Below are 16,142 nucleotides of genomic sequence, written 5' to 3' on the forward strand. Positions count from 1 at the left end.
GATGGTGTCTTGTTCGCTTCAAAAAGTCTAGTACGTTGATTTTGAGAGTGGAATTATGGGGAGAGTTTTTAATAACTTATTTCTGGATGAACTTATAAAATTTTTCGGAATATCAACAATAATAAGGTATTCAATGACTTTAAATTTTGACTAACTGATATATAGTTGATTAATGGAGCGAGTGATTCGCCAAAAAAAGTACGGATAGTTCAATGCACAATTAGCTTGAAAAAGTTTTTTTATTTTTCCTATCGATTACAATTAAAATATATGTTTTTTAGTATAATATCGTTATATAAATAAAATTTTCAGGTTGATTTATATTTTTCCTGTGATAATATGGGGTGGTAATACGATTGGAAAATCATAAGAAGGAGAGAAAAAAATGATTATGAAGAAAAAGGGAATGACAAAGTTATTGATCACTACTGGATTATTAGTAGGTGCGTTCTTAGTAGGACAATCAAAAGTCGACGCAGCATCGCTAACGTTTAACGAAGATTTAAAGGGATATGACGCGACCATCAAAACAGAAAATGGTAAAAATGTATTGAGTACAAGAAAAGGTACTTGGGATCTTGACGAAAATACACAAATATTTAGTTCAAAAAACCTAAAAATTTATTTGAATAATACAGAACCTGTAAACATCAATTCAATTTATTCAAAACATGACTTGGAATTCAGAGGTAGTGGTGAATTAACAGCAGATACAGATGGCCAATTTGGTATAAATGTTGGTGGTTATCTAAAAGCATTTAAATATACTAAAAATGGTGTAGGAAAAGTTGTAGGAAAAGGAACGGAGTCAGGTATCCGCGCATACAACGAAATCCAAATGGAAGGAGGAACACTGGAAGGGTATGGAGTAAATTATGGCATTTGGACATATAACGACATAAAACCTTATTACAGTGCGAATCTAAAAGCAGTTGCTTCTTCAGAAAATGGTGTGGGTATCTGGGCGTATAGAGATATTTATGCTTGGAAAGGGGCTAATGTCTATGGAGAAGGAGGCGCTAGCGGTGCTTATACAGAAATCGCACACATCCAGGCAGAGAATGGAAGTACTATAAAAGGTGTTTCTAGAAATATCAACAGTCCGTTAAGTGCATTACACGCTCAAAAACAAATGCCTCGTGCGTATAGCAGTGCTAAAGTTATTGAAGAATATGTCTTGACCAGACAAGATACTATTCAATGGAGACCTAGACAAACAATTGCTATTACTGATTACACTTCAATAAAACGTAATATGAGCAACGTACAAAATTACGTTTGGAGTACGAATGGAACTGGGCAAGTAGTAGCGGTTCCTGGAGGACTGCAATTTACACCTCCTATGGCTCGAGCTACTGTGCAAGGCGTACGTTCTACTGCTGTGAAAAGTGAACCAACGCAATTGAAGACACAAGGTTCTCATATTATTCAACTAAGTAATGTTTCATTAGGCGGATTTTAAACATTTAGGAACGCTATAAATTATTTAACAAATTTTAGACATAAGCTGCAAAGTAAAAAAAGAGCTTGGGACATAAGTCCTAACGAAAAATCCAGATACCAGTCAAATTGATTGGCATCTGGATTGTTTTTTTGTACAAAAATAAGAACACCTTTGCTAAAATAAAAGTGACTAAACAAATAAGTCAGCGAGGTGTTCTTATGTTTAAAAATTATACCACAAATCAAGTCGTTCTTCCTCTAGATTTTAGTTTTCAGTTAGAAAAAAACGATATTGCGTTTGTCATTGATCAATTAGTTGAAAGTATTCCGGAGGAACGCTTTCTTCCTTTTCATCATCAAATGGGGCCTTCTTCTTATCATCCGAAAATGATGATGAAGATGATTTTATGTGCCTACACACAATCTGTATTTTCTGGTCGCAAGATTGAAGCCTTGACGAAAGACAGTATTCGCATGATGTGGCTTACTCAAAGTTATCAACCTAGTTATCGAACCATCAATCGTTTTCGAGTGAATCCTTTAGTGAATGCACTCCTTCGGGAGTGCTTCGTCCAGTTCCGTAGCCAATTAGTCAAGGAACAATTAATCGATGAAGAAGCCATTTTTATCGATGGTACAAAGATTGAAGCCAACGCCAATAAATACACCTTTGTTTGGAGAAAATCCATTGATAACTTTGATAAAAAGCTTACTGAAAAATCAAATTTTCTCTACGATGAATTGTTAAAGAATCAAATTATTCCTGAAATTGAGCGAGAGTCCTCAAAAGAATTATCTGTCACTGAATTAGGTAAGATTGAAGAAAATCTCGCGCATGTTGTCGAAAAGTTTACAGAAAAAATCGAACAAGCAGAGGATGGAATTACGCGCAAATCAATCCGTTCTAAACGAAAAATTCCTAAAAAATTAAGGACACTTTTCAAGGACTTTAAAGAGCGAAAACTCGCTTATCAAAAACATAGACAGATTTTAGGGCAACGAAACAGTTACTCTAGAACTGATCTAGATGCCACTTTTATGCGCATGAAAGACGATCATATGAAAAATGGTCAGTTGAAAGCAGGTTATAATCTTCAAATCGCCACGAACAGTCAGTATATTTTAGGCTATGATCTTTTCTCAAATCCAACAGATACACGAACATTGCGCCCTTTTTTAACCACTTTAAAAGAGCGTTTCTTTGATCTGCCAAACTATATTGTCGCAGATGCCGGCTATGGAGGAGAAGAAAACTATCAAGCGGTTTTAGAGGATCACGAGCGAACACCACTCATCACTTATGCCATGTACCATAAAGAACAGAAGAAAAAGTTTAAACAAAATCCGTTCCTTCCAGCAAACTGGTCGTATCAGGAATTAGATGATACGTTTCTTTGTCCAAACGGACGAAAAATGAATTTTCGAAACTATTCTATTCGTACAGATAAATATGGCTTTAAACGTTATTTAAAACGGTATGAATGTGAAGACTGCTCGAATTGTCCTCTTCGAAGCCAGTGTACAAAAGCGAAGAGTGACAAGAATCGTGAGATTCAAAAGAACATGAATTGGGAATACTTTAAAGCAAGAATTCAACAGCTGCTTTCAGAAGAAGAAACAGGTAAACTCTATCGTCAACGAAAAATTGACGTCGAACCAGCTTTCGGACATTTGAAGGCTTGTTTAGGGTTCACTCGGTTCTCTGTTCGAGGGAAACAACAGGCACACAATGAAATTGGATTCGCGTTAATCGCAGTAAATTTAAGGAAATATAGGCTAAGTAAGCTAGAAAACATGAAGGATTCTCCCAATAATCTAAAAAATAAAAGACTGAAAAACATTTTTATGATTTTCGGTCTTCTGTTTTATTTGTCTTAAGACTTATGTCCCAAGCTCTTGATTTTTTGTACAAAATAAGAATACCTTTGCGTTGAGAATAAATCGAGTGCTAAAGTACAAAGATTCAACGGATTCTGAAATACGTTGAAATTGTCACAACATTCAGTGATCGTGAGGAACTGACCGTTCATGATACTTACTTAGTCACAAAAAATTGAACTATAGGTCCTGTGGATTCCTTCTTATTTCTCGAAGCTGAACGCTTTTGTCTCAGGCTCTTTTTTCGTCAGCAATTTTTCATAAATCAGACTACTCATCATATACAGCATTAATCTTGAACAAAGCTTTTTTTTATTACTAGGGTTGCTTGTCACTATAGAGTATGTACTGATTGATCTTAGTTTGGTCTCTGCCATATTCGTAATCACAATAATTGTCGTTCTGTTACACTTAGCTTTAATCATGATCTCATTGATTTCATCTACTTGACCACTTAATGAAAAAACAACAATCACGTCTTGAAACGTGCTGATTTGAGGAATACGTTCAACCAAAAAGGGATCTGAAAAATTATTTGTCCAAAGATCAATTGATTTAAGCTTATAATTAAATTCAGACGCCACTTGAGAGCTTGAACCGGTTCCAATACAAAAAATTCTCCTTGCATTAATTAGGCAATTACATATTTTGTCGATATTTTTTTCATCTACTAATTCCAAGGTTGTCAACGTATCTTTTTTGATACTATTTACTTCATATAAAAAATCAGATTTTACTGGAGAGCTTCTTTTCTTCTGTTCTCTAGCTTGAACGAATCCAAATTTCAATTCCTTAAATGTTGGGTAATTTAATTTTTTCCCCGCTCTGATGACCGTAGAATTAGATATATACAGCGCATCTTTAATATCTTTTAATTTTAGCCCTTCAATGTCCTCAAATCTTAGAATAAACTCAATGACTTCCCGTTCAGCTTCCGATAATCTCTCATAGTTTGAATTGATATCTTTATAAATATCACTCACACAAATCAAATCCTCTCATCTCAAACCGTTGCTATCCTTTAAAAATAAACGAACATAGTGATTGTTCCTTTCATTCCCAACGATATAAATAGGAACTTCCTGTTCTATTTTGCTGAAATGCAACGATTGATTCTGTTCCTCCAGAAAGAAACGATTAGGTAAAATCGATCGACCTGCTCCTTTTTTTATAAGGTCGATCATCGAGTAAATAGAGTCAACTTCAACAATTTTACACGTCTGCGGATTGATTAAAGATAGCATCATCTTTCTATATGGACATTCCTTATCACGACTCATCAAATATACATCTTGCGCAGCTATTGCAGATAGCCAGCCAATCTTTTCGCTAAATAACACATCGTTATCAAAGGCAGTCCTCTTATTTGTGATCAACACATCCAATTCTTTTTTTTGATATAGTTTTTCTAATTGATCGGTTGTGTCGATAAACAATTCGATTGCCGGCTGATAATTGATGACATCTGTCAATTCAAAGTAATTAGATGCGATTGTTTGTGTGCAACCAATTTTTATTGGTAATTTCTTATAATGCATTTCAATTTCATCGATTTGAGCTAAAATGATAGTTGTATATCCTAATAATTTTTCACCCTCCGGAAGTAGCTTAATGCCGCGATTCGTCCGCTCAAATAACCTCACTGTCAATTCTTGTTCTAACAATTTAATCCGTTCAGTTATATTGGATTGCGCATACCCCATTATTCGGGCAGCTTCTGACATCGAACCTGCAGCTGTTACACAATGAAAGATTCTTAAATCATTCAGCTCCATCTTCCCACCCATTTCTTGCTATCACTAATACTGATACCGTATATCATTTTTTTGTATTATGCAATACTTTTTTTAAAGAATATACTGAATACATCAAGAATAGGAGCTGATTTAGATGAACGCTATACAATATAAAATAATTTTACCGGATAATTATGACATGTCACTGATTAGACAACGAGTAAAAGAAAATGGGCACAAAACAGATAACTTCCAAGGTCTACTCTTTAAAGCTTATCTTATTTCAGAAAAAGTACAAGGGGCAATTTCTAATTCCTATGCTCCTTTATATGTATGGGAAAATGCTGAAGGAATGAATCAATTTATCTTTACAGGATTTTACGACGCTATTATTCGCGATTTTGGTTGGCAAGCCATTCAAATTGGTGTTCCTTTCACCATAAATCTAGAGGATAATTTTAAAGATGCGACTTACCTGTTAGAACAAACGATTACAATCACGGAACAGCAAACGTTGACTAATACCCCGAAGCAACTAGTGGACATCCAAAAAACTTTTCCCAAAAAAAGTCTAGGAAAACTTATCATCTATAATCCAGACAAATGGCAAGCGGTCATACTTGGATTTTATGCTGAAAAACCAATTCACAATGAAGCAACTCTTTATGAAATACTTCATATTTCTGTAAATGAAAGATATGCTTACTTCTAGATGATCGATCTTTATATATCGAGGACACTATAGATCGATCATCTTACTTTAGTGCTTTAAAACAATGCGCTAAATGATCATCTACCATCCCTGTTGCTTGCATAAAAGCATAGACAGTTGTTGTCCCTAAGAACTTAAAACCTTTTTTCTTTAAGTCTTTACTTATTTTATCCGATAATTCTGTTGATGAGGGAACTTCTTTGATATTATTCCAACGATTCTTAATAGGTTCTCTATCCACATAGGCCCAAATAAATCGATCAAAGCTGCCATATTCTGCTTGGATTTTCATGAAAGCTTGTGCATTATTGATTGTAGCATTGATTTTCAACTTATTTCTAATAATTCCTGGATCTACTAGTAAAGCATCAATCTTCTCTTGGTTATACTCAGCAATTTTCACATAGTCAAATTGATCATAAGCACTAGTTAGTGTCTCTCTTTTTTTAAGGATTGTCGACCAACTTAACCCTGCCTGCATACTCTCTAAGGTTAGCATTTCAAAAAGTTTTTGATCTTCATGTTCTGCTGTTCCCCATTCTTCATCATGGTATCTTTCTTCTAATTCAGTTCCATTTGCCCAATCACATCTGATTTTTTCCATATTCGACTCCTATCTTAGCTTCTTTTATCTAAGAATAACATGAGAACGTATGTTTGTAAATAAGGTAAAAAAAAGAACCCGGAACATCACTAAAAATCAGTGTTGTTTCAAGCTCTAAATCCGAATACACAGTGAGAAAAAAGCAGCTTATTTCTCGGAGCTAAATGCTTTTATCTCGTTTTTTTTAATTTGCGGTTTACTTGTTTAATTTACTTGCTGCTGCTTCATCTAAAATAACCGTAAGATTCGGATGAAGTTGCAAAACAGATGCCGGAAACTCCTCTGTTACTGGTCCTTGCAATACGTTTTTTACCATTTCAGCTTTTTTCTCGCCGTTCACAATCAAAATCAACTGTTTAACTCGCATTACACTAACAGGTCCCATAGTAACGAATTCCATCCCTTTTTCCATCATATCTGGCACAAACCAAGGTTCGTCCCCTGTTACTTTTATCTTATAAGTCAAATTTTCAAAGCTTGTCGTTGTAGGCATATTCCCACAGAAGTGTCCATCTCCGCCTAAGCCGATCAACATGGCATCTAAACCGCCATCCATCGCTATACGTTTATCTTGTTCTGCATAATTTTCCACAGTCAACGGATGAATATTAGCTTCATCAATATTAGCGGGTGTTAAATATAATTTTCGTAAATCCGTAATAGTCAGCCCTTCTGTTTGGCCTGATACAGGAATTTCGTCAAAATTATAATAGTGAACGTTCGCGTAATCTGGCGAATCTTTTACTGTCTCCACCATTTTTTTATAGACACCAACCGGAGTGTTTCCCGCTGTAATAGATAGGTTGACACGCTTATCTTGGCTCATATGGCCAAATAAAATATTTTTTGTGGTTTCGCTCATTGCCTCAAAGTCTTTTTCAATAATAATTTTCATTTGATTCACTCCATTTCCTTTTTATACCTTCATTGTATCGTATGGGAACCATCCCATGTCAATGGTATATAAAAAAGAGAGAAGTTTCTTCCTTTCACTATTGAAAACAGAAAAGAATGTATAGCAAAACCAAAAAATCAGTCGCGCTCTACATTCTAAAACTGAATGGTCGACAAGAAAAAATATCGTCCGTTTCATGCTCGATTTGTATTGACTTTCTATTTGTAAATAGTCCAAAAATTCAATGCTTCGTTCATTAATTCATCCGCTGTAAATTCTTTTTGGGAATGTCCTTTTGCCTCAGAATCGTTTGGATCGTTCACCCAGAACTTCCCATCATTCGTGCCGCTAAGTACCATAATATGTCCTGTTTCTGTAAATAAACCTGGTTTTACCGAAATGATCACAGGGTGTTTTTGTTTTAATTGCTCTTCAACAGTTGCAATGTCTGTGCCAAGATCTTCAAATTGATACCCTTTCATCATCGCAAAATCAGAGAAAATGGACCAAGCCGTACCTTCTCCATCTACAAAATAATCATTTTTTGACCAATTTAGAATATCTTGAGGTATGTATGTTTTATTATCTAAGTACGAAGATACCATCGCTAAAGAAAGGATCGCACAACCGTTGATTTCTAATGTATTACCATCAGGATTTTCCATGCCATATGGTGTTGTCTTCCATTTATCATCTGTTTGTAATAGCAAGTTGATTGGCATCCGGTCAGCAAATTTACTTTCGCTGATATTTTGATTGATTTTTTCAGTATACGTCAATTCTTTGACTTTTTCCGGTTCTTTTTTGACTTCACTTGTTTCAGATGTTTTTACTTCAGCAATCTTTTCTTCAGAAAACACAGATGAAAAACCATGTCCTTCTTCCAATGGCGCCACTTTCGCTAAAATTGCTCCTGAAAATGTAGCCATTACTAATAATGCTATGATATAAGTTTTTGATTTCTTTGTTTGTTTCATGTATATCTCCTTCTTTTAAGTTGAAAGATTTACTAGAGCCATTCACTTTCAAACGAATTAGATAAATAGTAATCAATACTTCTAATATTACTGAATCTAACAAAAAAAGCAAGTAAGAATAATTATCTTTGAAATGATTACGAACATATTTTCTTGAATTATTTCCAATTTTTAGGTAAAATGATAGTAACTGATTATTCAGAGTCTGATACTAGCAGTAAATTCGTGAAGGAGGTAGAAGAATGGATAATAACCACAAATCAACAATGAAAAGCATTTCAAAATTGATAAGCCAATCTTCCCAAAGTTTCTTTTCGGCATTTTTAGATGACTCTAAAGATAAGCAGAGCAAAAATAAAGAGCGTGAAGAAATTCTTAAGAAATTACAAGTCGCTTCTGCTCAAAAAAGTTTAGTTGTTTTACAATTAAAAGAAGTGCCGACTTCTCAAAAGTTTGAGACCGTTTCAGGTTGGATCGTTTCCAAAAATATAGGTGATTCGATCATGCTGCGTTTACAAGAAGACAGCCAACAAATCCGGATGATCACTGTTGAACATATAAAAAAAGTGAGTACCTTGTCTAAAAATGACAAAAGACTTATTAAATAAACTAAACAGTCAACGATATTATTTCTCGTTGGCTGTTTTTTTGTCTAAATAACATAGTAGTATAGAGAAAAAACACTAACTTTATGCAATCCCTATATTTTTTATGATAAACTAAAAAAAAGTTCTTTAAGACTTAAGGCTTGGCTATGTTAAGTAATCCTTTTGTTTACGATTCTCAAGTATTTTTACAGCTTCCTATTTTAAACTATTAAGGAGAACTTCCTATGCAGCTAAAACTATTAGACAAAACAAACTATACAATCATGAAATTTCCTACTCATACCGAGATTCCTGCTTCATTTCATGAGATAAATGCTTTCAAAAGTATTACTTATACAGATGATGAATGTTCCATTATCGTGCCTTCTAACACATTAGAGACGGACTTAGCGCTTTCTGTCGATGATGACTGGTTTATTATTCAAGTTGTCGGTGAACTAGATTTTTCTTTAGTTGGTATTTTGACTCAATTAGCCAATCCATTAGCTGAAAATAAAATTTCAATTTTTTCTTTATCCACCTATAACACTGATTACCTTTTAATTAAAAACAAAGATAAAGAAAAAGCTATTCATGTTTTACAGGATTGCGGCCATACATTTCAATAATTTGTTCTATTCTCTTTTATGGGTATTATTCTGACAATCTGATACAATAAAAGAGACCGCACTTACACACGTTAAAAAGGAGATAAAACATGAACAATGAATATGATAATCCTAATTTTTTCGAAGCTTATAGCCAAATGGATCGTTCTAGAAAAGGTTTAGAAGGAGCTGGTGAATGGCATGAATTAAAAAAATTGCTTCCTGACTTTACTGGAAAAACAGTTCTTGATCTTGGATGTGGCTACGGTTGGCATTGCCGTTACGCAGTTGAAAATGGTGCTGAAAAAGTTATCGGCATCGATTTGTCTGAACGGATGATCGAAAAAGCCATGGAAATGACAGATTCTCCAAAAATCAGTTATCATTTAATGGGGATGGAAGAAATCGATGGATTGGGCGAAACATTCGATATTGTGATCAGCTCTTTAGCGCTTCATTACGTTCCTTCATTCGATGAGATCGCCAAGAAGGTCAATCACTCTTTAAATTCTGGTGGCCATTTCATTTTTTCTGCTGAGCATCCTATTTTTACAGCACAAGGAACGGAAGATTGGATTTACGATCAGGGACAACCGATTTATTGGCCTGTTGACCGCTATTTTGACGAAAGCATCCGTGAAACAACCTTTTTAGGTGAGACAGTAATGAAATACCACAAGACATTAACAACTTACCTAGACGGCTTATTAACAAATGGTTTTCAGCTTACAAGAATCGTCGAACCTATGCCTGCTCCTGAATTGCTAAAAGAAAGTGCCGAAATGCGCAATGAACTGCGTAGACCAATGATGCTTTTGGTTTCAGCCAAAAAGGTAGCGCAATATGACTAAACTATTTCGATCGTCTACTACAAACCAAAGGAGGACTCTCGAATGCACGATTTAGCCCAAAATATCATGAACCACTTGATTCCGTTTTTTGATCTCTTTATTTTAGCCTTAAACATTTTCTCTATCTTCGTCTTGATTTGGGGGGTCATTATGGCGGGGATTGATTTTGTGAAAAGTGAAAAAGACAATAGAAACCGTATTGTGATGGCCAGACAAAATAATTTTATTAAAAGTTTTTTAGGTAGTTATATTCTACTTAGTTTAGAAATACTAATTGCCGCAGACATTATTGAATCGATTATCAAACCAACATTTCAAGACATTTTAAAACTGGCTATTTTAGTAGTGATCCGAACAGTCATTTCTTATTTCCTGCATAAAGAAATTGAAGATGCATTGAAAGATAAAGAAAATGAGACTGAAGAAAAAACAATTCAAAGCAAAAACTCTTAGTGTTCCTATTTAAAAATGCAGTCATCTCTAAAAATGCAACTTAAAAAAGGGCTAGGCTATAACTCTACGAGTTATAGCCTAGCCCTAAAGAATCCGAATAAACGCTGGGAGCAAAAGCAACCTCTTTTTAAGTCATTTATTTGTATTTTAATTTTATTTTTGCAAAAGAAGTTGTTTCACTTCCCTTTGTAAAACATCTAATTCTTTCTTTGATTGTGCTTCAGTTTCAGAGTGTACTGAATAGTATATTTTACACTTTGGCTCTGTTCCAGAAGGTCTGATACATACCCACGACCCATCTTCAAAAATGTATTTTAATACATTTGATTGGGGTAACTTCAACGCTTCTATCTCACCTGTCACGAGATTTTTTTTACATCCAATACTGTAATCTTCTTGCAATTTTATTTTTTTAGAACCTATCCTTTGCAAATTTTCCTGCTTCAACGTTTCTATAAGCGTCTCCATTTCTTTTTGTCCGCGTTTCCCTTTGAAAGTAAGACTTTCTAACGTTTCAAGATAAAAACCATGCTCTTGATAAATAGCTTGTAGCTGCGCTAACACGGTCGTTCCTCTTTGTTTACACTCCAATGCCAGCTCAGCCATTAAAATAGCTGCTTGAATCGCATCTTTGTCTCTCACAAACGCTTTGATCAAATAACCAAAACTCTCTTCATAGCCAAAAAGAAATTCTTTGTCTTTTTTTTCTTCAGATAACGCGATCTGTTCTCCGATAAATTTGAACCCGGTCAATGTGGTTCTCGTTTCTATCCCAGCCTGTGCTGCGACCTTCTCACCTAAATCAGAAGTTACAATTGTTTTAGCAATAAAATAGTTTGACATGTTTTCTTTTTCACTTTTTTTATGTCGAATTAAAAAATCTAATAATAAAACGCCAATTTGATTCCCGTTAAGTAATACTGGCTGTTCTTTCTCATCTAGAATAACTACGCCTAATCGATCTGCATCTGGATCTGTTCCAAGAAACAAATCTATTTTTTTCTTTTTTGACTCTTTTAAAGCTAACTCAAATGCCTCAGGATCTTCTGGATTCGGTGATTTGACCGTTGAAAAAGCAGGATCCCCATCGGATTGTGACGCTAGAATGGACAGATCACTAAATCCTACATTTTCAAAACCTTTTCGAATTAATTTTTCTCCCGAACCATGGAGAGGTGTATATAAAATAGATACTTCATCGCCATTTTGCTTAACGTTCTTCTTATTTTGTAAAACGGAAGTCAGCTTCTCTAAATACAGACTATCCATCTCTTCATCGAGGTAATGAATATGTCCCTTTATAAGGCAATCAGACAGCGAAAAAGGATTGATCTCTAATTCATTCGTTAAACTGCTCAAAATGTGCATCAGTTCGGTCGCTGTTTCTAGCGTTATTTGACCGCCATCAGAGCCATACACTTTAAATCCATTATATTCTTTAGGATTATGACTCGCAGTAATCATTACTCCTGCAAAAGCATTTAATTCCCTTACAAAAAAAGATAATTCAGGTGTTGGACGCATCATACTCGATAAATAAACGGTTATCTCTTTTGAAGCTAAAACGGTCGCTGTCCATTGCGCAAATTCTTTTGAAAAAAAACGATTGTCATAAGAAATAACCACGCCTGCCTTTTGAGCTTCTATCCCTTTCTTCTCAATGTATTGTGCTAAACCCAAGGCAGCACGCTTAATCGTATACTCATTGATACGATTCGTTCCAACGCCAATTTCCCCACGCATTCCTCCAGTTCCAAATGAAAGATACTGGTAAAAACGGTCTTCTAATTCCTGTTGATTCTCAATGTTAGCCAATTCTTTTTTTAATTCATCTGATAGACATTCTGCATTTGACCACTCAGCATATTTCTTTTTCCAACTCATGAGATCAACCTTCTTTGTCTAATTGTTCAAGAATTGCACTAATGCTTAATTCACAGCCCGCCATCGAGGTATCTGCAACGCCATAATACATTATTAGCTTATCTCCATCGACAAGACCACCACAACCAAAAACCACATCTCCGAAGAATCCCTTTTTCTCATACTCAGCATCAGGCTCCATGATTGGATTCTTTGTTCGGGCAATTACTTTTGTCGGATCATCAAGATCCAATAGGACTGCCCCCATGCAATAACGTTGTTCTTTGGTTGCCCCATGATAAATCTCAAGCCAGCCTTTTTCTGTTTTTATAGGAACTAGCCCACCACCAATACGCCCACTGTTCCAACTATCTTGTTGTATACCAATCAGATGTTTATGGTTCCCCCAAGCTTGTAAATCAGGAGAGGAGGCAATCCAAATATCGTAGTTCCCAATACTCTTTAATGATGGACGATGCAAAGCATAATATTTTCCATTGATTTTTTCAGGAAATAATAAGACATCTTTGTTTTCTGGTGCAAAAATATTTCCCATATCTTCAAAATGCTCAAAATCAGTTGTGCAGATCATTGAATCACAAACGCCCATTGGTGACACAGAACTAAAATTCACATAATACGTATCACCAATTTGCGTACATCGAGCATCTTCAATCCCAAATGTTTGATATTCATTGAATGGATACAAAAACGCTTTGTCATCAACTGTAAACTGGCGACCATCTTTACTCCGTGCAATTCGAATATAGGAAAGTGACGTCAAATAGACAAACCCATCTAAGTTATCTGCTAATCGAATCATTCGTGGATCTTCAAAATCATACTGAGGATCTGTTCGATCAAACGTTATGATTTCCAATTTTTTTGTTTCAGGATGAATGATCGGCGCTTTAATCGTCTCTTCAGACGTTGAAATCGGTCTTTCTGCAACGCGCAATAATAATAATATTTCGTTTTTATATTTGGCTACTCCGGCGTTAAATGCACCAATCACTTCATGATCTTTATGCAATGGAGGAACATCTAACGGAGTAATAATCGGATTTTCTTCATAACGATAAATAGTCATATTTTTTCTTCCTTTTCTAAAATGGATTTTGGATAGTTATTTTTTGAGCCTCAGCATCGCTAATTCCAGCGTAAAATGTCGCTTCTTTGCCATGTAAAACTAAGCCCCCACTAAAAACTACATCGATTAAATCATTTCTTTTAGATGGACCTGGTAAAAAATCCGATCTTTCAGCAATGATTTTCGGATTTTCCATTGTCTCTTTCTTTTTATCTATTTCAAATGTCATAGCATAATAATGACGATTTCCAACTTGATCAAAGGAAGCAATATGGCCTAATACACAAATTCGTTCATCAATTAAATGAATTTCATTTGCGCCACCCCAATCAACATCAGAAAACTGCTGTTTAAGCAGCGTTGCTTCTTCGATTATTTCTAGCGATAGTTGTGCTAACGTATCTACCCATGCAATACCAATTTTGCCTCTACCCCCTTTTTCTCCTTGTGGTCTAGTCAAAACTAAAATTTTCCCATCGGGTAATTGTTTCAATCTGATGTCTTTCATTCCAAATGGGCCTTCAAAAATTTTTTCAGCTTCATTAATACTTTTTAGTCGATATAAAATAGTTCGCCAACGCGCTCCTTCTTTATCAAAAAAGACTTCTACACCACCTAAAATAATTGTCCCATCGATTGTTGTAACAAATGGATCTTGTAACGCTAGTTTGATAGCTCCCTCAATCAAGTTCCATTTGTTTTCTTCTACCTCTTCGAACAAGCCAATTTGTGCTACTTCATTTGTTCTAGCTTCGATACGACCCGCGATAACTTCTCGATCTCCTATGCTAAATGGGGCAGTTATATTGTATACATCTTGATCTGCAACTCCTGAAAATTGAAGCTTTACTGCCTTATTTTTCAATTTCCCTTCACGGTGATGCGTCAATAATAGTTCTATATCAATCATTATTAGTTCCTTCCTATCCAAATACCATACCCAGATAAATAATAGTTGTTTTGTTTTTTGATTAATTCTCCATTTTTTAAACACGTTATATGTTGTGCTGAAAGCTTAAAAGGAGGACTCCAGTTTGGCAAAAAATTTACGATGATTACTAATCCTGAGAGTTGATACATCAATAAACCGGCTTTATTTTCTAGTATCTTCATGCAGTCAGTCTCTTGCAAATACGTTTTACGAAGCGTAATTAGTTTTTGATACCAAGTAAAAATAGTGTCTGACTCTGCATTTTTTTTGCCATAACCTATCCAGCTATTATCTTTAGCTGTATCCCATGGAATCATCCCTCTCGAACGATCTCGATTGACTAAATTTGCTTGTTCCATCGATTCTTCATGAGAATCCCCTTGTAGCCGTTGTTCATCAAACTTATTAATTGCTTGAATATCTCTTATATCAGAAAAATCAGCTGGTAAATAATCGCCCACGCCTAATTCTTCCCCCTGAAATAAAAATGCAACCCCTCTATTTAAAAGTAACAGCGCAGCTAATTGTAAATAGCGTGAGGTGCTTTCCTGACTCAGACGATTCCAAGAACGAGACATATCATGACTATTGAAAAATAACGTTGGCAAACGTTGCGTTCCGTATATTTTTTGCATTTCTGTTAATTCTTGCACAATTTTTTTCTCATCAAAGGATTCGACACTTCCAAAATTAAAGTTGAACGTCACATCGAATAGTTCTCTTCCTGCATACTGCTGGATTATTTCTAATTTATCAGAACTAATCTCACCTACAGTAAACAGCTGACTATTTTTGGAGGTAAGAAAGGCTTTTATATCTTTTATCGTTTCTATGATACCTGGCTGGTTCACATCATATTGATGAATTTGTGTCCCATTTTCATCATAAGGATTGTCTTTACATTCAATGTCAACGGTTAAATTATTGACGACATCTAAACGAAAGCCATCGATTCCTTTTTCAATCCAAAAATCAATAACATCAAAAATTGCTGCTTTCACTTCTGGATTCGTCCAATTAAGATCCACTTGTGCTTTAGAAAAGCTATGATAATAATATTGCTGCGTTTGTTCATCAAATTGCCAAGCACTTCCACCAAAAAAAGATGCCCAGTTATTTGGCTTATCACGCCAGATATACCATTCTCTTTTGGAATTATTTTTCGACATCCTCGCTTCTTGAAACCAAGGATGTTGATCAGATGTGTGATTAATGACTAGATCAATGATGACTTTTATCCCGACATCATGCATACATTTTACTAAAGTTTCCATCGCTGACATGTCTCCATAAATAGGATCTACGCTGTAGTAATCTGAAATATCATAGCCATTATCCACTTTGGGAGAAGGAAAAAACGGTGTTAGCCAAATCCCATCAATCCCAAGTTCTTTTAAATAAGTTGCTTTTTCGCTAATTCCTTTTAAATCTCCGATACCGTCACCATCGCTATCATTAAAAGATGGAACATAAATTTCATAAAAAATTGATTTTTCCCACCAACTCATAGTGAT

At 35.1% G+C, this 16,142-nt stretch carries 16 protein-coding genes; 7 read left to right on the forward strand and 9 right to left on the reverse strand.

What is annotated here, in order from left to right; genetic code table 11:
- Positions 1–385 precede the first annotated feature (385 nt).
- Together AC4BC4_RS14765 and AC4BC4_RS14770 are read left to right on the forward strand one after the other, a co-directional pair.
- On the forward strand, positions 386–1,462 hold the full coding sequence (locus AC4BC4_RS14765; RefSeq protein ID WP_490476210.1) for a hypothetical protein: 1,077 nt from the start codon (positions 386–388) through the stop codon (positions 1,460–1,462).
- A gap of 200 nt (positions 1,463–1,662) precedes the next feature.
- Positions 1,663–3,321, forward strand: a complete 1,659-nt coding sequence (locus tag AC4BC4_RS14770; RefSeq protein ID WP_490477345.1) for an IS1182 family transposase — start codon at positions 1,663–1,665, stop codon at positions 3,319–3,321.
- 203 nt (positions 3,322–3,524) lie between these two features.
- Here AC4BC4_RS14770 and AC4BC4_RS14775 read toward each other — a convergent pair whose 3' ends face one another.
- Together AC4BC4_RS14775 and AC4BC4_RS14780 are read right to left on the reverse strand one after the other, a co-directional pair.
- Positions 3,525–4,304 (reverse strand): MurR/RpiR family transcriptional regulator, encoded by a 780-nt coding sequence (locus tag AC4BC4_RS14775; RefSeq protein WP_490476211.1) that lies wholly within the window; start codon positions 4,302–4,304, stop codon positions 3,525–3,527.
- A 15-nt stretch (positions 4,305–4,319) separates the two neighbouring features.
- Entirely contained in the window at positions 4,320–5,096 is a 777-nt protein-coding gene (locus AC4BC4_RS14780; RefSeq protein WP_490476212.1) for a LysR family transcriptional regulator, read from the reverse strand.
- 115 nt (positions 5,097–5,211) lie between these two features.
- Here AC4BC4_RS14780 and AC4BC4_RS14785 point away from each other — a divergent pair, with 115 nt between their 5' ends.
- Positions 5,212–5,769, forward strand: coding sequence for a DUF4865 family protein (locus tag AC4BC4_RS14785; protein WP_490476213.1), 558 nt, complete (start codon positions 5,212–5,214; stop codon positions 5,767–5,769).
- Positions 5,770–5,812: 43 nt separating this feature from the next.
- Here the strand turns inward: AC4BC4_RS14785 and AC4BC4_RS14790 are convergent, their stop codons facing one another.
- From AC4BC4_RS14790 to AC4BC4_RS14800, 3 genes are all read right to left on the reverse strand, one after another.
- Positions 5,813–6,373: a DNA-3-methyladenine glycosylase I gene (locus tag AC4BC4_RS14790; RefSeq protein WP_490476214.1), complete on the reverse strand. Its 561-nt coding sequence runs from the start codon at positions 6,371–6,373 to the stop codon at positions 5,813–5,815.
- Positions 6,374–6,569: 196 nt separating this feature from the next.
- Positions 6,570–7,268: a glucosamine-6-phosphate deaminase gene (locus AC4BC4_RS14795; protein WP_490476215.1), complete on the reverse strand. Its 699-nt coding sequence runs from the start codon at positions 7,266–7,268 to the stop codon at positions 6,570–6,572.
- 218 nt (positions 7,269–7,486) lie between these two features.
- Complete coding sequence (locus AC4BC4_RS14800; RefSeq protein ID WP_490476216.1) at positions 7,487–8,245, reverse strand: C39 family peptidase; 759 nt, start codon at positions 8,243–8,245, stop codon at positions 7,487–7,489.
- A 242-nt stretch (positions 8,246–8,487) separates the two neighbouring features.
- Between AC4BC4_RS14800 and AC4BC4_RS14805 the strand changes: the two genes are divergently transcribed.
- The 4 genes from AC4BC4_RS14805 (at position 8,488) to AC4BC4_RS14820 (ending at position 10,744) form a co-directional block, all read left to right on the forward strand.
- The gene (locus AC4BC4_RS14805; RefSeq protein WP_206847146.1) at positions 8,488–8,853 is read left to right on the forward strand and encodes a hypothetical protein; all 366 of its coding nucleotides are present in this window, start codon (positions 8,488–8,490) and stop codon (positions 8,851–8,853) included.
- A gap of 224 nt (positions 8,854–9,077) precedes the next feature.
- A complete protein-coding gene (locus AC4BC4_RS14810; RefSeq protein WP_438757959.1) occupies positions 9,078–9,461 on the forward strand; it encodes an ACT domain-containing protein in 384 nt (127 codons plus the stop codon).
- Between the two features lie 89 nt (positions 9,462–9,550).
- Positions 9,551–10,291 (forward strand): class I SAM-dependent methyltransferase, encoded by a 741-nt coding sequence (locus tag AC4BC4_RS14815; RefSeq protein ID WP_490476217.1) that lies wholly within the window; start codon positions 9,551–9,553, stop codon positions 10,289–10,291.
- 42 nt (positions 10,292–10,333) lie between these two features.
- Positions 10,334–10,744, forward strand: coding sequence for a DUF1622 domain-containing protein (locus tag AC4BC4_RS14820; protein ID WP_490476218.1), 411 nt, complete (start codon positions 10,334–10,336; stop codon positions 10,742–10,744).
- 153 nt (positions 10,745–10,897) lie between these two features.
- Here the strand turns inward: AC4BC4_RS14820 and AC4BC4_RS14825 are convergent, their stop codons facing one another.
- The 4 genes from AC4BC4_RS14825 to AC4BC4_RS14840 are packed head-to-tail and all read right to left on the reverse strand — an operon-like array spanning position 10,898 to position 16,136.
- Complete coding sequence (locus AC4BC4_RS14825) at positions 10,898–12,628, reverse strand: phospho-sugar mutase (protein WP_490476219.1); 1,731 nt, start codon at positions 12,626–12,628, stop codon at positions 10,898–10,900.
- Positions 12,629–12,632: 4 nt separating this feature from the next.
- The gene (locus AC4BC4_RS14830) at positions 12,633–13,697 is read right to left on the reverse strand and encodes a BtaManbiosPhlase (protein ID WP_490476220.1); all 1,065 of its coding nucleotides are present in this window, start codon (positions 13,695–13,697) and stop codon (positions 12,633–12,635) included.
- A gap of 16 nt (positions 13,698–13,713) precedes the next feature.
- Positions 13,714–14,607 carry a DUF1861 family protein gene (locus AC4BC4_RS14835; RefSeq protein ID WP_490476221.1) on the reverse strand — a complete coding sequence of 298 codons (894 nt, stop codon included), beginning with the start codon at positions 14,605–14,607 and terminating at the stop codon, positions 13,714–13,716.
- A 2-nt stretch (positions 14,608–14,609) separates the two neighbouring features.
- Positions 14,610–16,136 (reverse strand): alpha-amylase family glycosyl hydrolase, encoded by a 1,527-nt coding sequence (locus AC4BC4_RS14840; RefSeq protein ID WP_490476222.1) that lies wholly within the window; start codon positions 16,134–16,136, stop codon positions 14,610–14,612.
- Positions 16,137–16,142: the final 6 nt, after the last annotated feature.

This window comes from Enterococcus sp. AMC1086, assembly GCF_058216575.1.